Below are 15558 nucleotides of genomic sequence, written 5' to 3'. Positions count from 1 at the left end.
TGTGCCGGTCGTGTTCGCGGTCACTGCACGATACGGGTCTGCCCCGGCACGCCGTACGCCAGGCGCATCGCCTCGAAGTAGGCCGCGGCCTTCGGATCGTTGGTGTCGATCTCCAGATGGTTGACCTTGTTGCGCGGGTCGTTGATCGCGGAACCGTAGCGCTGCATCTCCCACTGCTGGTCGGCCTCGTTCTGGTTGTAGAGGAACTCGGGCACGTTGTCGACATTGTCGAGCCGGTACGGGGAGCAGTTGCCGGGCTGCTGACTGACGTACTTGGCGTCGATCGCCGCGCCGTCCTGGGGGCGGACACCGTCGGCGTTCATGTTGAACTGGCCGCCCTGCGCGTTGTCCCGGTCGATCGTGGTGTACAGGCTGTACTCGGTGTCGCCCGCGATGCGCAGCTGGTAGGCGCGCGCGTCGATGATCTGCTGCTTGGTCGGTTTGCCTTTCGCGTTGAGCGCCGGCGGCATCGCGACGCTCATGGTGCGGCCGTCGGTGTTCATCTGCGCCATCCACTGGCGGAAGTCGGTCTCCTGCGTAGGTGTGAGGTCGGGGAACGGGGAGTTCGGATCAGGGGCGACAGGCCCGATCACGCCGCCCCCCGGCACCGGGCCGCCGGGGGGCGTGGTGGCAGCCATGGCGTTCGGGGCCGAGGCGAGGGCGAGCGCGGTGCCTCCGACTGTCACCACGGCGGCGGTGGTGATCGGGGCGAGGCTCGCGGCGGCCGCGTTGACGACGGCTTCGGCCTCGGCGAGTACGGCGAGTTCGGCGCTTCCCTCGATCTCCGCCGTCATCGCGGCCGCCGCGGCACCGGCGTCGGCGGCTATCGCGGCATCACCGGCGGCCGCCGCGGCGTCCGACCCGCCGAACGTGAAGAACGTCAGGGCGATGCCGACGCCGGCGACGACGCCGGCGCCCGTGGCGAGGTCCTCAAGTTTGGAGCGCAGGTCGTCGACGGCCTGGGCGTAGGAGTTGCAGGCGGCCCCGAGCTTGGAGGCGGCGTCGGAGATGCTGTTGAGCAGCGGGCCCCGCACGGAGCAGTCCTGGTACATCGTGGCCCAGTTCGCGGTGAAGCTGTCGACGGCCGCGGAGGTGCTGCCTGCGGTGACGGTCTGGACCTGCTTGTCGCCTTGGAGGCCGAGGGCGTTGACGAGTTGGCCCAGCTTCTGCCAGTCGGATCCTGCCTTGCGGAGCTTGTCGGGGTCGCCCTGGGGCCAGAACTGGGCGATGATCTCGTCGACGGTGGAGCTGTTGTGGCCCACGGCCGAAGGTATCTGGACGTTGAGCGGATCCTCGTCGCAGGCCGGGTTGCTCTCGGCCGGCAGCTGCTGGGGCTGCATGAGGGCGGCCGCGATGTCGCTGTCGGTCTTGATGTAGTTCAGGGCCATCGTGTACAGGCCGTTGGCAGTGCCGCCGAGCTGCGCGACGGCCTGCCCGACGGCGGTGACGACGGACTGCGCCACCGGATCGTACTTCGCGGCGAAGCTGTGGCCGGCATCGTCGTCCCCGGCCATCCCGGCGGCGTCGTCCATCGATCCGACCAGGCCGCGGTGCATCTGGGAAGCCCAGGTCTGCAGGTCGGTGAAGCCGGCGGACGATATGAGCATGTCGGGCGGAACGACGTGGAATCCCCCTGCCATGACACTCCCCCTAGATGTGCACGGTCTGCCCCAGACCGTAACACCGGCCCCCGTCACCGCCTCCCAACAGATTCGAACCTGTTACCGGCTCGCCGCTTCCGCCGACAACGTCAACCACGTCTTCGTCACCACCACCGACCACCACCTCCAGGAGACCGACGGCGACCACACCGCCGGCACCTGGAACAGCTGGGCCGCTCCCACCGGCGCGAGCGACGCGAGCGGTGTCACGACTGCCCTCACGCACTGAGCTCAGAACGGGGGCGGTCGGGGCGGCCGCCGCTCAGGCCCTGCCGAGCTCGTAGGAGCTCTGCACCCAGTCGCACAGGTCCGTGAGGTCCGCCGCGATCTGCGCCCAACTCTTCAGCCTGCCGCCGAAGGTGCGGATCTCGAACGGAACCATCATCACCTCCTCCTCCGGATGCGGAGCGATCTCGCGCATCCCCCGAAGACCCGCTGCTGCGCGATGGCGGTCTGCCCCGTGAAGGCCGCCGTCGTGTAGTCGAGCAGCATGACCGGCGTGAAGTCCCCGACGGCGCGGACGGCCTCCTCGTAGAACGTCCGCTTCTTCTCCGCGAGCCCCTCGTCGTGGTACTTGTCGGCGAGCAGGGTGGTGAGCCTGTCGTGGTTGTCGCGCAGGTAGCTCTGCACCAGGGGATCGAGGAGGCCGAACACGTCGGCGAGCTGCGAGCGGCTCAGCACCACGGTCCGGTTCTTGATGCCCGAGTCCTTCTCCCCCTTCTCGACCTCGTCGGCGTGGTCGGCGAACGCGGTGACCTGCATGAACACCAACTGAAGGTAGCCGAGTACCTCCCGACGGCGCTGCGCCTGCGCACTGAACAGCACATCGCGCCGCACCGCCGCCTTCAGACTGCTCCGGGCCACGAACGCCTCGGCCGCCTCCTCGGCGAAGTCGTTCGCCTGCTGCAGCCGGTGCCGGGCGTCCTGCAGGGGAGCGGATTCGCGCAGCGGCGCCGCCGTGCGCAGCCGGTCGAAGAACGTCGCCATGCCGCTGAGCGGCACGCCGACCGAGTAGTGGACGAACAGGCCGTCCCCGTTGCCGACCGTGCCCGCCTGCTCCCGGTACCCGTTGCCGGGGGCGAGCTTGGCGCCCGCTCCCTTGGGCAGCATCGTGATCAGGCCGCCGGCCGAGTCGGCCAGCTTCACCGCCCCCGCGGCGTAGAACGCGTCCCGGACCGCCCGGATGCGCGCCAAGGTGTCCAGGAGCCCCGCGAGCCCGGTGGTGTGCCCGTCGCCCACCACCGCCCAGGGCTTGGTGACGAACTCCAGGTTGGAGTACTTACCCCTGCCCTGCGGCAGGCTCCGCGAGTCCGACACCACCCGGAAGTACGGTTTTCCGGCAGCCGAGTTCGGGTAGCGGGCGGTGCTCTCCGCCAGCTTGGTGTCCCCGGCGATCTTTTGTCCCGACCCGTCGGTGACGGGAAGGCTGATCTCGATCTCGAACCCGATCACACACAACTCCTTCGCACTGACCCTCTTCCCGGGACCACGGGCATCTGCACAACCGCACCACGCCGACAGCCCCGGGCCGCGCCCACCTGCGGCGGCCGCTCGAAAGGCATCGTGGTGCGCCCGGATACACAGCGGATAAGCAGGCCGGTCAACACCCCTGCTCCGCGCACGAACCCGCAGGCGGTCCGCTCCCGCCACCCGGTGGCCGGTGGCGTGAGGCGCTGCTCGAAGTCCCGGTCGCGCTCGAAGATCCCCGGGGCGGGCAGTTCTCCGCACGTGTGGTCGCTGCTGGCCGCAGCCCTGCCGCAGCTGCTCACAGCAACGCCCGCACGGGGCACGGGCGAACTGCTCGCGGTGGCATCCGACTGCGCGCGGCGCAGCGGCGCGCGCGGAGCGATTTGCCAACACTGTCGGCCGCCTGCAGGGCCCGGAATTCAGTTCCTTCCCTGCCAATCCCGTCCCTCCACGCGAGCTACACCCCCGGACCCTGGCCGACCACGGACGTGCGGCGGACTCGTGGTCAGAGGCACGTATGGGTGAAGGGCTCCAACGTCTGGAAGGTGGAGCACGGTGGCCTCGGCGGCCGGGGAGACGTCGTAGGAGCGCGGGCGTGGGGTGTGGCCCTTGAGGCCGCCTCTGCGGGTGAGAGGCGTAGGGGTCAGCGCGGCGACGGGCCTGTCTCTCTGGAGTTGGCCGGGCCGGGTGTCATGTGCCGTTCCCGATGGCCTGGGTGGCCGGGTCAGAACTGGAGAGCAGCGAACACAAGAAGGTGGCTGGGCAGGATGACGTAGTGCGCGATTGCGTCGGCGGTGGTGACGACTCGGACGGTCGGGTCTTCGTCGTAGCGGTCGCCTTGGGGCCAGGCGTAGGGGTCGGTCTCGGCCTTCTCCAGGGCGCTGCGCAGCTGATCGCGAACGTGTGCGGGCATGGCACGGATGGTCTGGCCGGCTTCGTTGGAGAAGCGTGCCGGGTGACGCTCGCTCACCCGAAGACCTCGTCCATGGTCATCGTGCCGCTTTCGGGGCGGCCTGCGGCGGTCCAGGCCTGGTAGGAGGTCCGGGCGAGCGCACCGGCTCGCTCGATGCGGGCCTGGCGGCTGCCGCCGGCCGCGTCCTGGTCGGCGGTCAGGACCCTGAGCACGTAGTCCTGCACGCTCATGCCGGCGTGGGCTGCGGCTCGGGTGATGCCTTGTTCGAGCTGCTCGGGCAGTTCCAGCTGGATCGTCATGGTGTTCACGGTAGCGGGCACGGGTGGCGGGGCACCGGGCGTTGCCGGGATCGAGCCTGGTTCGCACACCGTGCGGTGTCGGTGGCCGACCGGGATTGGGCAACTGGCGGGTCCGGCTGCCTGGGCCTGGCCGGCTGGGGCGAGGGTCAGGCGATGTGCGAGAGCCCGGCAGGCGGGCTGCCCGGTCCGTCCCCGGCGCACGAACCGGTGCCGGCGGAGTTCGCGATGCGGTACGCGGTCGCGAGGTCGCTGTTGAGGCTGTCGATCGCGCTGTTCGTCGTGGCGACGGCCTCGGTGTCGTGCTGCTGGGCGGTGGTGATCGCGTCGCCTGCCCCGGGCGTCGCCGGAAGTCCGGCCGTGCTCAGGGCGGCCTCTGCGCGCTGGACTGCCTGGATGTCGGACCCGGCCGAGGTGAGGGCGCTCCGCTCCTGGCCCACGTCGTACGAGGCCGAGGTGGTCACGTCGTAGCCGACGTTCGTCCGGGCGTCGTACGCGACCGTGACCTGGACGTTGTAGCAGTTGTCGCCGTTGCCGTTCACGATGTCCTGGCGCTCTTGCTGCAGGTCGGAGTTCGCTTTGTCGCTGTCGGCACGGACGGCTTTCGCGTTCGTGAACCCGTTGTTGTCCGCCTGCAGAGTGCTGAGGGCCTGCTGGGCGGTGGTCCGGAGGGCGGCCTGGGACTGCTGCTGCTTCTCCTGCGTGTCCGCGCTGCCGGCCGTCTGCTGCAGCTGGGACAGGGCGGTGTCGTAGTCGGTGGCGCTCGCCCGGTGGTAGGTGACGGCCCGGATGCTGCCGTCCTGCTGGATCACGTTGAGCGTGAGGGTGCCGCCCGTCAGGACGCCCTGATCGGTGTGGCCGGCGATGTCGAGTGTGACCGCGCTGCCGTTGACCTGGCCGCTGATCGGGCCGGTTGCGGGCTTCACGGTCTCGTCGGGCGGTGTTCCGTCGGCCGTGGCCTCCAGGGCGGTGCCGCTGAACTCGCCTCTGCTGTCTGCCTGCCACTGCAGGTAGGAGACCGTGCCGGAGTCGGTGGTGAGGAAACCCACGGTGCCCGGCACCTGCACCGGCGAACTCGCACCGCCGCCTGTGCCACCCGCAGGTGCGTCGGGGACGGAGCCGGCCTGTGTCACTGCGCCGGGGACGGCGGAGTGCGAACTGCCGCAGCCTGCCAGGGCGGTGGCCGCGGACAGCAGGAGCAGGACAGGCAAGGGTCGGCGGTGCATCGGCGGTTCCTCCCGGCGGCGGACGCGCGGGCTCGAGCCTCTGTCAGGCACGTGTGTGCCTTCGTCGCCCGGCCGGCAGTCGTGTGCCTCACGCTGGACCGGTGAAGCTACCCGCGGTGGCGGAAACGATATCCAGTGCGACAACCCGTCGTCACCCCATTGCCGATATCACGCCGGTGTGCAGCCGACCAGGTGGGTGCGCGGATCCGCGTGGACGTGAGTGGTCTTGCCGATCACACGGACTGGCGGTCGCACCTGACGAACCGACCGGCCGTCAGCCGACGACCCGTCAGGTGGGCGGCTGGAAGTGGCGGATCGCGCTCGCCTCCATGTCCGCCACCCAGAAGCCGCCCTTCGGGTCGATCGCGATGCTGCCGAGCTGCCAGGTGTTCAAGCGTCCGAAGGTCACGACCACCTCGGCTATCAGACCGCCCACCGCTCCGCACGCCGCGGCCTCGATCCACGTCAGCATCCACCCACCTCAGGCGAGAGTTCGTGCCCAGCCTTGCCTGGCGGCGTCTTACGGTACGTCATCCTCGCCCCTACGCCAGCAATTTGGGCGAACCCGATCTCCTCACCGCCGATCAGGGCTCGCTGCGGCACGCCGCCGGATCGATGGGGCTGCGTTTCCGGCCGACCCCCGCACACGCACAGGGACAGTACTCCGGCCTGTTCGGCATCGGCCTGGGCCTCTGCTGCACCCTCGCCCCGGGCCTGCTGGGCCTGCTCTGCCTGGGCTGGGGCGCCCCCGGCTGGCTGGTCATGGGCGGCGTGTTCGTCGTAGCCGGCCTGGCCATGCCGGTCGTGACCAGGTGGGCCGGACAATCCCGCGAACTCGACGCCGGCTGAACACGCGAGGGGCCCGCGCACCGGACGGGAGCGCCCTACTCCCAAGCGGTCGTCGAGGCCCTGACCCAGTCTCGGTGCGGCCCTGACGGAGACCGTCGCAGCTACTTGACATTGCCCACTACCAGGAACAGCATGGTAGTCGTGACCTCCAGCCATGACCCGCAACTGCTCAAAGGCGTCCTGTCGCTCCTTCTGCTGCACCTGCTGGCAGAACAGGAGTCCTACGGGTACGAAGTTGTCCAGCGCCTGCAAGGGGCCGGATTCGCCGACGTCCTGGAGGGCACGGTGTATCCCGCCCTGGCCCGGCTCGAACGCGAAGGGCGGCTGGCCTCCCGGCTGGTCGCCTCCTCCAGCGGCCCGGCGCGCAAGTACTACCGGCTGACCGGCGCCGGGCACGTGGCCCTGGCCGCCGGCGGCGCCGGCTGGGCCCGACACGTCGCCGCAGTCGAGGCCGTCCTGTCCCGTCCCCTGTCCGCCACACTGCAGAAGGGCTCCTGACATGCCGAACACCGTCTCCTGGTACGACCGCCTACGCGTCGAGCGGGTCGTCTGGTCACTCGACCAGCGCCTCTACGACCTGCCCAGCCGCACCCGGATCGCCCACCGCCGCGAGGTCCGCGCCAACCTGCTGACGGCCGCCACGGAGGTCGGCGCCGGCGAGGCGCTGCGCCGCCTCGGCAGCGTCCGAGACCTGGCCGAGCAGTACCGGGACGCCGAATTCGGCGAGGGCCCGAGGCACTCGTGGTTGGCCGCCGCGCTGTTCGCGCTCACCACCCCGCTGATCCTCAACTTCTTCCTGAGCGAGGCGGCCAACGCCTACCAGCAGGCCATCACCACGGGTACGCACACCGACGGCAGCTACACCTGGGGCGGCGTCACCTGGCTCCAGAGCCCGCTGACGTTCGCCCTGCACCAGGGCCAGGCCACCCACGTCGGCGGGGCGTACACCCCGCTGACCTACGTCCTGCTGGTCGGCGGGACGATCGCCTGCGGTCGCCTCTGGCGCGCCCTGCCCCACCGGCGCACCCCGCGCCCGGCCATGCCGGCGGCGAACTGACAGCCGCTGCGCCCGCCCTCCCGGCGGGCGCAGCGGCGCCGACGGCGCTGCCGCCGCCGAAGCAGGCGCACTCGCCATGTGCCAACGCCTGCGCCGAAACTAAGCAGCTCGGCCCCAGCGCTGACGCCGGGTGCCGACCTTCGGGGTGCGGGGCAGGACCGGGGCGATCGGGTGCGGGGAAGGGTGGGACGGGTGAGGAGTGCGGTCGCCTGACTGTTGGAGGTCGGGCCGGCCGTGCGCGGGAGCGGCTGAGGCCCGCCCCGACGTGGCCGCCGGGCGGGGCCTCGGTGCTGCTGCTGGTGGGTCAGAACGGGCAGTCGCCGTGGTGGACTTCGGGGCGCTGTCCTCGGGGCCTCGTCGGTGAATCAGCTCGACACCCGACTGTGCGTGCAACCCGGATGCATCGGCGTTCCTCGGTTCGGCAACATGCAATGAGCCAAGGGATGAAGAGGGAAAGTCCGATGTCCACGTTCGACATGCTCGTCGTATTGCCGCCGATGCGGCCGGAGCACTACCGCGAGGCCGCGGTCGCCGCACTCGGGCCGTACCGCAGCGAACGCGAAGTTCCCCCGTACCGGGACTATGAGGCAGCAGACCCGAACAGCGTGTACTGGGTGCAGGCCAACAAGGAGCACGGCCTCCTGCCGAACCGGGAGGGCCTCGGCTGGAGCGAGATCGCCGACCTGATGAACGCCGTGGGCGGGAAAACCCCCGACCACAGCAGCTACCTCTACGTCGACGACACAGAACGCGGGTACTTCCTCAGCACCCACAACCCCCAGAGCGAGTGGGACGGCCTGGGGCTCCGCATCGGGGGTCCGCGCCTCCTGCACAGGCCATCCGCCACCGGAGACCCGCTCCTGGCCAAGTACGAATACGGGGAAGTTCTCCAGGACCGCGACCTGCTCGCCGGCCTGACGAACCGCTGCGACGGCGGCCCGCGCGGACTGCTGGACTTCGACGCGCTGCGCGCCGCGCACGAGCGGCTCGCCGGAGAGCGGCACGACGCGTGGGTGGCCGGCGGCAAACGACCGCAAGCCTGGCCGTTCAGGTTCACCGAGGACCGGACCGAGAACGTTGCGCGGGCCCACGCCAACGCCGTGCCCGGCTACGCATTGCTGCGGCTTGACGGAAGCTGGACCGACGAACGCGATGACGGCTACCTGCAGGACGCCAACGCCTACCTGGACGCCCTCGACCCGGAGTCCGTGGTGCTGGACGTGTCGTGCCACTGCTGACGGGGAGCCAAGTGGGGCCGTGATCATGCGGAAACCAACAATGCGGAAACCAACAATGACGAGAAACGAACCAGTGGCGTGGCAGTCACTCCAGCACCCGACACCGGCATGGGAGAGGTCGGGCGGCGACGGGCCGCTCCCCCGGGTGGCTGACTGAGTAGGCGCAGGGCCAAGCTCGGCAATGGGATGTCGGCTGGCGGACACCAGTCCGAAGAGGTGGCCGCCCTGCAACCGACCCAGCGCGTCAGACAGGGCGGTTCCCCTGCGCACGCAAGCCGTGAGCCTGCGTACGCGACAGCGTGATCCGGCGCCGCGTGGGATCGACATCAGTGATCTTCACGGTGAGCCTGTCGCCGATCTGGACGGCGTCCTCGGGTCGCTCTACAGGCGCCGTCGCGAGTTCGATGTTGTGCACCAACCCTTCGAAGCCGTCCTTCCGGTCTTCGATGCGGACGAATGCACCGAACGGTGCGAGCTTGGTGACTTCTCCAGTGACGATCCGGCCTACCTGCTGCGCGATCTGCAGCATCGGATCTTCGTGCAGTGCTTTGAGGGACAGTGCTACCCGTTCCCGCACCAGGTCGACGTCGAGGATCGCCGCCGTGATCTGCTGGCCGACCGCGACAACGTCGGATGGGTGGTTGATGGGGCGCCAGGACAGTTCGGGGATGTTGATCATCGCGGTGAAGCCGCCGATATCGACGAACGTGACACCGAAGTCAGCGATCTCGGTGACGACGCCGGTCACGGCCTGACCGCGGCGCAGGGTCTTCAGAAAGGCCCAGTCCCGGTCACTCGGGGTCGCCTCCGTTCGCCATCGGGCGCGCAGGGCGCCGTCGTCATCGGGCAGCACGGCCGTGAACAGAGGGCTGCGCTCGTCGACGTACACGGGCAGGACGGCAACGGCACGCGCGCCGGCGATCCGCGCGGTGAGTTCCGCGAACTGGGTCTCGTCAGCAACCGTGCTGAAGATCCGGCCGTCTTGCTCCTCCCACACGAATTCGACCAGGTCCTCGTCGGGGAGAGAGGCCAGGACCGCAGCGAGATCGGTGGAGAGGTCCGGCCAGAGGGCCAGCCGGGCACGCGGGACCAACCGCCCACGCACCGCCCCAAGGGAGTCGTCGCCGAGCCGGTGCCAGCGGGAGGCGTTGTCAACGTGCATCTCTCCAGCCGACACCAGGCACCGTTGTCGCGGAGCATCGCCCGCACCAGCTCCAGGCCGACCGGCACCGGCACTTGGGCCCCGTCGTGGAAACCGGTCAGCTCGGGCGGGAAGAGTCCCGCGAGGCCATCTCCCTCGACCGCCGGTTCCAGACCGAAGTGCACGAAGCCAGGCGCGACCTGAGGTTCGCGGATCGAGAGCTGCCGCACGCCGGTGTCCTCGGCGAAGGCGGCAACAGCCTCAAGATAGGCGGCCTCGATCGGCCCATGGTCACTGACCGTCTCCTCCGCCCCCGTGTAGCAACCCCGCTCGTCGCGGTCCGCGGGGTCGTACTTGGTGACCCGGTACATGTACGGCAGCACGCGTTATAGTCCCACAACTGCCAAAAAGCGTCGGACTCCGCTGCGTTCTGTGGGTCGGCGAGACCCTCGACGTCCCAGGCCGCGGACTCGGCGAACTGCCCGAGCCATTCCAGCAGCGCCGCCCTGAGCGGCCGCCTGCGGTCGTCCCACGGGAAGAAGCTCTCGTGAACGGCCGGCGTGCCCGGATGCGGGAGAACCCCAGCGATGAAAAGGGCCGCCGGCGCGGTCGCGGAGTAGAGCGAGCCCTGGTGAAGAACCGACATCTCCAACCGGTCCAGCGCCGCGGCCTGGACCTCAGGATCCTCCTCCAGCAACCCGCGCAGATCGTCCGCAGTTGTCGCGGCCGGGCCGTAGGCGTGGGCAAGCGCCGCCCAATCGGTGCTGTGAAGCACCATGGCCGGGTCCAGGCCCGCCGTAGCGGAGATCTCGTGTGAGGACATGATCCGTATCCTGCACCCGGCCTCGGACACCCCGCGCCGCCCGAACCACCGTTCCTGTCACAGGCGACGTCGAAAACCCGCCGGCCTGCGATGCTGCTCTTCAAGACTGACACGACATCATCGTTCAACGACCCAAGGCACTGACGGGCAGCGACCACCACCCGGCCACTCAGTTGTCGAGGACAGGTGCCCGTAAGATCACGTGCCTATGGACGCGCACGCGGAAAACGAGATGATCGCCATCCCGCCGGGGCAGATAACGCTGTCGGACCGGCGGACACAGCACAGTTGGTCGGTCGAACTTGCGCCCTACCAGCTCGCGGCGTTCCCGACCACCCAGGCGCTGTACGCACAGATCACAGGCCAGCGGCCAAGCACTGCCGATGGGGATCAGCTGCCCGTCGAAGGCGTTTCCTGGTGGGACGCCGTCCGGTTCTGCAACGCGCTCTCCCAACGCGACGGGTTCGCGCCCGCCTACCACGTCCACGCCAACGGCGAAGGCATCGAGTGGGACGCCTCCGCCGACGGGTACCGGCTGCCGACCGAAGCCGAGTGGGAGTACGCCTGTCGTGCCGGTACGACAGGACCGCATTACGGGCCGCTCGACGAGATTGCCTGGCACCGAGGCAACTCGGACGAGCGAATCCACGACGTGGGCGGAAAGCGGCCCAACCCGTGGGGCCTTCACGACATGCTCGGCAACGTCTGGAACTGGTGCTGGGACATCTATGACGCAGAGGTCTACGGCACCTACCGGGTCCTACGTGGCGGCGGTTGGTTCGACGAGCACTGGAGCTGCCGAGCCTCCGCGCGGCGCCGCAGTCACCCGAGCTTCCAGGTCGACGACGTAGGGTTCCGCATCGCACGGTCGGTCGTGCGCTGATCCGCGTCGTGCGCGATGACCGCCTTGATGAGACATCGGTGTCACAGGTCAGCGGGCGACAGGGCGACAGGGCGACAGGGAAACGCGACAGCACGCCGGGGCCCGGGCCGCCTGCCGACGCAGTTCCCTGCCAGCTGATCATGTCCGGCGTGGTGAGAGTACTGCCGATATTCGGCTGGCTGCGCGCGGGTGAGTTCGCTCCACCGCCCGAGTTCCTCTCGGTGGCTGCCGACCGCCGTTGTGAGGGCCAGGAGGAGCGGCGCTACTCAATCCGCGGGCCGTGCCGGAGAACCCGTCAGAGTCCATGCAGCACCACCTGCGCCCAGCGGTTGAACACCCGCGCCGCCGAGCGCTGGCCGCAGGCGGCCCGGTCCACGTCCGCTTTCGCGCAGGATTCGCCTACGTGGAAGGTGAGTTGAGGAACAGCGACCGCCTGCCGCCTCTACCTCGACAGCCCGGCGGCCTGCCCCCTCCACGAACGTGCACGGAGCAGCACTAGATCAACAAGCAGAGGGGCAGGTCCGCTGGGCCGCAGCCGGAGTCGCCGGATCAGGAGACGCGCTTCAGCTGCCAGGCGTTGTTGTTGAAGCTCGGGTTCGACCAGGCGACGCAGCTGCTGCTGTAGTACGAGCCGGTCTGGACCCAGCCCGCGGGCGGGTAGGTGGTGCCGCAGGCCTGGACCACGGTGCCGATGGGAAGTCCGGTGAGCTGCTTTATCTGCTTGATGTTCGGACTGAAGCTCTGCGTACCGCAACTGCTGCTGTAACCCCAACTCACGTCGACGTAGCCGGTCGGGGTGAGCGTGCTTCCGCACACGGTCGTGACGTCGCCCGGGGCGGCCTGGGCGGGCGCCGCGGTCAGGGCGAACAGGGCAGCGGTGCCGGCGATGGCCATACAGGTGGTGCGGAGGCGAATCATGGGTGATGGCTCCTTCGATCGGGGGTGGCCTGTCCGGCCGTGGAGCCATTCCTATGGTCTGATCACCGGTTTCGGATAGCGACTTTCAGGCCTAACGATCCACCGTGCAGATCTCCTCTTCCGCCGGCACGGCACCGCCTCGATCGTCGCCGCCCTCGACGTGACCTACGACGGCACCCCGCTCAAGACAACGTGATCAACATCCCTCCACGAGCTTCCGCGGAGCAGCACCAGCGAGAAGGCATCCGCTGGGGCGCCAGACCCGTTTCGCCGCGTGATCGGGCCATCAGAACATCAGCCTGGGCCAGCACCATCCCTGGACAATAAGGCCATGCGCATTCGAGAAGTTCGCTTCGAGGAACTGCCCTTGCTCCAGGACATCGAGCGAGCGGCCGGACGGTGCTTCCGCGACATCGGCATGCCCGAGATCGCAGACGACGAGCCGCTGCCGCTCGATGAACTCGCTCGATACCAGCAGGAGGGGTCGGCCTGGGCGGCCGTCGACGAGGCCGATACTCCCGTGGCCTATCTCATCGCCGACCACGTCGACGGGAACCTGCACGTCGAACAGGTATCGGTGCACCCCGACAGCGCACGCCGAGGCATCGGACGGTCGCTACTGGATCACCTCGCCGAACGTGCGGCAACCCATAACATCCCGGCCCTGACCCTCACCACCTTCGCTGACGTGCCGTGGAACGCTCCCTACTACGGACGCTGCGGCTTCCAGCCGCTTGACGACAACCTGCTCAGCCCCGGTCTGCAGGACATCCGCGCACGGGAAGCGGCCCATGGCCTGGACAGATGGCCGCGGCTCTTCATGCACCGAACTGTGTGTGGCAGCGGCCTCACATCCACGAGCAGCCACGAGCAGCCACTAACAGCCACGAGCAGCCACGATGCCGACCGACTTACCGGCGCCAACCCGGTGAACCATCGCGGTCGGATCACCAGTTCGCCGACTCGAGCGGATGAAGCGGGCGGGGCTGGCCAGCGAGCGCGGCACGGCACGGCACGTGCCGACGCCACGTATATGCTCGCCGCCGGGCGCCGCCGGCCGTGACGGCGGGGGTCGAGCGATGGCGAACGGAGCGCGGGAATGGTGAGTAGGTGGCCCGACGTGACCCGGTCCGCGGCCGATCCCGCCCGCCGCCGGATCTTCGAGCGTGGTGACGTGATCGGCGCGGGTGCGTTGATTGCCTGCATGGTGGTGTCGGTGATCGCGGCTGACGGAGCGGCACTGAAGGTCGTCGTCGGCGTGCTCGGGCTCTGCGCGGAGCTGGGCATGGTGCTCAGTGGCCGGGCCCTGCCGACGCCGCTGACCTGGTTCGGCGTCGCGCTGACCATCGGGACCGGCTTCGCCATCATGGCTCTCGTGCACGACGGGCTCGGCGAGGTTCCCGTGCTGGCCGCGGCCGCCGTGCTGCCGATGTGCATCCCGGCCGGGCCGGTGCGCAATGCCTGCACAGCGCTGCTGGCGGTCGGCTTCGGCGTCGCGGTCATGGTGATCTCCGACAGCGTGGCCGGCCTGCTGGCGGCCGTCGGCGTGTGGCTGCTCGCCGACCGTTCGATCGAGCACGCCGCGCTCCAGGCCGAGCGGGACCGCGCGGTCGCGCTGCTGGCCGAAGTGGAGGCGTCCCGTGCATCCCGGCAGGAGGCGGCGGCGCTTGAGGAGCGCAGGCGGATCGCCCACGAGATGCACGACGTGCTCGCACACAGCCTTGCCGGCCTGTCCATGCAGCTGCAGGCGATCAGGGCGATCGCGCGGCGTGACGGTGCTCCGGCGACGCTGACCGAGCCGCTCGACCGCGCTGCCGGGCTCGCGCGCGACGGAGTACAGGAGGCCCGCGCGGCGGTGGGTGTGCTGCGTTCCGTACCGCTCCGGGGCGTGGCCGATATCGACGGCCTGACCAGGGGTTTTCCGGGCGAGGCGCGGCTGCGTGTCAGCGGCCGGGCCGGTCGGCTGACACCCGAGGCCGGGCATGCGGTGTACCGGGCGGTACAGGAGGCCATGACGAACACGGCGCGGTACGCGACCGGTAGTGCCATCGACGTGAACCTGGTGTGGGAGGGCTCCGAGCTGCGCGCCGTCGTGCGGGACCGTGGGCTGCCGGCCGGTCGCGGCCCGTCGGGAGTCAAGGGCAGCGGCACGGGACTGCGCGGCATGGCCGAGCGGATCGAGGCCGTCGGCGGCTCATTGACCGCCGGACCTGCGCCCGAGGGACCGGGCTGGCGGATCGCGCTCCGTGTCCCGGTCCTGGAGGAGGACGATGGCGCCGCGGCGGACACCGCTTCTGGGGACGTCGCCGCAGCGCGCGGCGCCGGCGCAGGCGGCACCAACACACCTGGCACCAACGCCGGCGGCATGACGGCAGACGGGAAGGCAGACGCGTGACAATTCGGGTGCTGGTCGCGGACGACCAGGCGGTGGTGCGGGACGGGGTGGTGCTGCTGCTGACCTCGGCGGAGGACATCGAGGTGGTCGGGCAGGCCGGCGACGGGAACGAGGCGGTGCGGCTCGCCGTGGCGCAGCGGCCCGACGTCGCCCTCGTCGACCTGCGGATGCCCGGGCTCGATGGCGCGCAGGTGACGGCCGAGATCCTGGCAGCGGGCATGGAGACACGGGTGCTGATCCTGACGACGTTCGCCGACGACGACGCGGTGATGCCCGCGCTGCGGGCCGGCGCGCTCGGCTACCTGACCAAGGACGCAACCGGCGAAGCGGTGCTGGCCGCGGTCCGGGAGGTGGCGGCCGGTCGGACCGTCCTCGACCCGGCCGTACAACGGCGCCTCGTGCAACTCGTCGTGACGGAGCCCAAGGCGCCCGCCGCCGCGCCCGCGTCCTCACCGGCGACGCTTCCTCCGGAGGCCGAGGGGCTGACCAGGCGGGAGGTCGACGTCGTGCGGCTCCTGGCGAAGGGGCTGAACAACCGGCGGGTGGCGAGCGAGATGGTCGTCAGCCAGGCGACGGTGAAGACGCACCTCAACCACGTCCTGGCCAAGCTGGCGCTGGAGGATCGCGGCGCGCTGATCGCCTGGGCCTGGCGCTTCGGCCTGGTCGACAACACCGAGGAGTAGCCGCGCGG

At 69.8% G+C, this 15558-nt stretch carries 17 protein-coding genes and 1 pseudogene; 9 read left to right on the top strand and 9 right to left on the bottom strand.

Annotation, left to right across the window (positions count from 1 at the left end; translation table 11 throughout):
- Positions 1 to 20: 20 nt before the first annotated feature.
- Positions 21 to 1640 carry a restriction endonuclease fold toxin-2 domain-containing protein gene (locus BS80_RS29925; protein ID WP_157536673.1) on the bottom strand — a complete coding sequence of 540 codons (1620 nt, stop codon included), beginning with the start codon at positions 1638 to 1640 and terminating at the stop codon, positions 21 to 23.
- Between BS80_RS29925 and BS80_RS29920 the strand changes: the two genes are divergently transcribed.
- A complete protein-coding gene (locus BS80_RS29920; protein ID WP_157536672.1) occupies positions 1639 to 1890 on the top strand; it encodes a hypothetical protein in 252 nt (83 codons plus the stop codon). The two genes, BS80_RS29925 and BS80_RS29920, sit on opposite strands and share 2 nt — an antisense overlap.
- Positions 1891 to 1923: 33 nt before the next feature.
- Here BS80_RS29920 and BS80_RS43670 read toward each other — a convergent pair whose 3' ends face one another.
- The 6 genes from BS80_RS43670 to BS80_RS29895 all read right to left on the bottom strand — a co-directional run bounded on the left by BS80_RS43670 (position 1924) and on the right by BS80_RS29895 (position 6035).
- On the bottom strand, positions 1924 to 2046 hold the full coding sequence (locus tag BS80_RS43670; protein ID WP_269676128.1) for a hypothetical protein: 123 nt from the start codon (positions 2044 to 2046) through the stop codon (positions 1924 to 1926).
- Positions 2046 to 3113 (bottom strand): hypothetical protein, encoded by a 1068-nt coding sequence (locus tag BS80_RS29915; RefSeq protein WP_035803902.1) that lies wholly within the window; start codon positions 3111 to 3113, stop codon positions 2046 to 2048. The genes BS80_RS43670 and BS80_RS29915 overlap by 1 nt, the downstream gene beginning before the upstream one ends.
- Before the next feature lie 739 nt (positions 3114 to 3852).
- A complete protein-coding gene (locus tag BS80_RS29910) occupies positions 3853 to 4041 on the bottom strand; it encodes a hypothetical protein (protein WP_157536671.1) in 189 nt (62 codons plus the stop codon).
- Positions 4042 to 4094: 53 nt separating this feature from the next.
- The gene (locus BS80_RS29905; RefSeq protein WP_035803896.1) at positions 4095 to 4340 is read right to left on the bottom strand and encodes a hypothetical protein; all 246 of its coding nucleotides are present in this window, start codon (positions 4338 to 4340) and stop codon (positions 4095 to 4097) included.
- A 146-nt stretch (positions 4341 to 4486) separates the two neighbouring features.
- Positions 4487 to 5563: a hypothetical protein gene (locus tag BS80_RS29900; protein ID WP_035803895.1), complete on the bottom strand. Its 1077-nt coding sequence runs from the start codon at positions 5561 to 5563 to the stop codon at positions 4487 to 4489.
- A gap of 289 nt (positions 5564 to 5852) precedes the next feature.
- Entirely contained in the window at positions 5853 to 6035 is a 183-nt protein-coding gene (locus BS80_RS29895) for a hypothetical protein (RefSeq protein WP_035803893.1), read from the bottom strand.
- A gap of 83 nt (positions 6036 to 6118) precedes the next feature.
- Here BS80_RS29895 and BS80_RS29890 point away from each other — a divergent pair, with 83 nt between their 5' ends.
- The 4 genes from BS80_RS29890 to BS80_RS29875 all read left to right on the top strand — a co-directional run bounded on the left by BS80_RS29890 (position 6119) and on the right by BS80_RS29875 (position 8707).
- A complete protein-coding gene (locus BS80_RS29890) occupies positions 6119 to 6412 on the top strand; it encodes a hypothetical protein (RefSeq protein WP_035803892.1) in 294 nt (97 codons plus the stop codon).
- Positions 6413 to 6553: 141 nt separating this feature from the next.
- Positions 6554 to 6910 carry a PadR family transcriptional regulator gene (locus tag BS80_RS29885; protein WP_232246694.1) on the top strand — a complete coding sequence of 119 codons (357 nt, stop codon included), beginning with the start codon at positions 6554 to 6556 and terminating at the stop codon, positions 6908 to 6910.
- Between the two features lies 1 nt (position 6911).
- Positions 6912 to 7469, top strand: a complete 558-nt coding sequence (locus BS80_RS29880) for a hypothetical protein (protein WP_035803890.1) — start codon at positions 6912 to 6914, stop codon at positions 7467 to 7469.
- A gap of 461 nt (positions 7470 to 7930) precedes the next feature.
- The gene (locus tag BS80_RS29875) at positions 7931 to 8707 is read left to right on the top strand and encodes a hypothetical protein (protein WP_035803888.1); all 777 of its coding nucleotides are present in this window, start codon (positions 7931 to 7933) and stop codon (positions 8705 to 8707) included.
- 244 nt (positions 8708 to 8951) lie between these two features.
- Here BS80_RS29875 and BS80_RS29870 read toward each other — a convergent pair whose 3' ends face one another.
- Positions 8952 to 9869, bottom strand: coding sequence for a S1 RNA-binding domain-containing protein (locus BS80_RS29870; RefSeq protein WP_232246693.1), 918 nt, complete (start codon positions 9867 to 9869; stop codon positions 8952 to 8954).
- Between the two features lie 1010 nt (positions 9870 to 10879).
- On the opposite strand from BS80_RS29870, the gene BS80_RS29860 reads away from it, so the two are divergent.
- On the top strand, positions 10880 to 11554 hold the full coding sequence (locus BS80_RS29860) for a formylglycine-generating enzyme family protein (protein WP_035803886.1): 675 nt from the start codon (positions 10880 to 10882) through the stop codon (positions 11552 to 11554).
- A 549-nt stretch (positions 11555 to 12103) separates the two neighbouring features.
- Here the strand turns inward: BS80_RS29860 and BS80_RS29855 are convergent.
- Complete coding sequence (locus BS80_RS29855) at positions 12104 to 12472, bottom strand: hypothetical protein (protein WP_035803885.1); 369 nt, start codon at positions 12470 to 12472, stop codon at positions 12104 to 12106.
- A gap of 331 nt (positions 12473 to 12803) precedes the next feature.
- On the opposite strand from BS80_RS29855, the pseudogene BS80_RS29850 reads away from it, so the two are divergent.
- The 3 genes and pseudogenes from BS80_RS29850 to BS80_RS29840 all read left to right on the top strand — a co-directional run.
- Positions 12804 to 13307 (top strand): annotated as a pseudogene (locus BS80_RS29850) (GNAT family N-acetyltransferase); the annotation flags it as partial.
- A 339-nt stretch (positions 13308 to 13646) separates the two neighbouring features.
- Positions 13647 to 14867 (top strand): sensor histidine kinase, encoded by a 1221-nt coding sequence (locus BS80_RS38220; RefSeq protein WP_157536670.1) that lies wholly within the window; start codon positions 13647 to 13649, stop codon positions 14865 to 14867.
- Positions 14864 to 15550: a response regulator gene (locus BS80_RS29840; RefSeq protein ID WP_035803883.1), complete on the top strand. Its 687-nt coding sequence runs from the start codon at positions 14864 to 14866 to the stop codon at positions 15548 to 15550. The genes BS80_RS38220 and BS80_RS29840 overlap by 4 nt, the downstream gene beginning before the upstream one ends.
- Positions 15551 to 15558: the final 8 nt, after the last annotated feature.

Origin of the sequence: Kitasatospora mediocidica KCTC 9733 (assembly GCF_000744225.1) — a bacterium.
Lineage (GTDB): Bacteria > Actinomycetota > Actinomycetes > Streptomycetales > Streptomycetaceae > Kitasatospora > Kitasatospora mediocidica.
Note: the sequence above shows the minus strand (reverse complement) of the source record. Positions and strands in the feature narration are given on the sequence as shown.

Coding starts and splice junctions, on each gene's coding strand:
- BS80_RS29920 (WP_157536672.1), top strand. CDS start 1,639: ATGACACTCCCCCTAGATGTGCACGGTCTGCCCCAGACCGTAACACCG.
- BS80_RS29925 (WP_157536673.1), bottom strand. CDS start 1,640: ATGGCAGGGGGATTCCACGTCGTTCCGCCCGACATGCTCATATCGTCC.
- BS80_RS43670 (WP_269676128.1), bottom strand. CDS start 2,046: ATGATGGTTCCGTTCGAGATCCGCACCTTCGGCGGCAGGCTGAAGAGT.
- BS80_RS29910 (WP_157536671.1), bottom strand. CDS start 4,041: ATGCCCGCACACGTTCGCGATCAGCTGCGCAGCGCCCTGGAGAAGGCC.
- BS80_RS29905 (WP_035803896.1), bottom strand. CDS start 4,340: ATGACGATCCAGCTGGAACTGCCCGAGCAGCTCGAACAAGGCATCACC.
- BS80_RS29900 (WP_035803895.1), bottom strand. CDS start 5,563: ATGCACCGCCGACCCTTGCCTGTCCTGCTCCTGCTGTCCGCGGCCACC.
- BS80_RS29895 (WP_035803893.1), bottom strand. CDS start 6,035: ATGCTGACGTGGATCGAGGCCGCGGCGTGCGGAGCGGTGGGCGGTCTG.
- BS80_RS29880 (WP_035803890.1), top strand. CDS start 6,912: ATGCCGAACACCGTCTCCTGGTACGACCGCCTACGCGTCGAGCGGGTC.
- BS80_RS29875 (WP_035803888.1), top strand. CDS start 7,931: ATGTCCACGTTCGACATGCTCGTCGTATTGCCGCCGATGCGGCCGGAG.
- BS80_RS29870 (WP_232246693.1), bottom strand. CDS start 9,869: ATGCACGTTGACAACGCCTCCCGCTGGCACCGGCTCGGCGACGACTCC.
- BS80_RS29860 (WP_035803886.1), top strand. CDS start 10,880: ATGGACGCGCACGCGGAAAACGAGATGATCGCCATCCCGCCGGGGCAG.
- BS80_RS29855 (WP_035803885.1), bottom strand. CDS start 12,472: ATGATTCGCCTCCGCACCACCTGTATGGCCATCGCCGGCACCGCTGCC.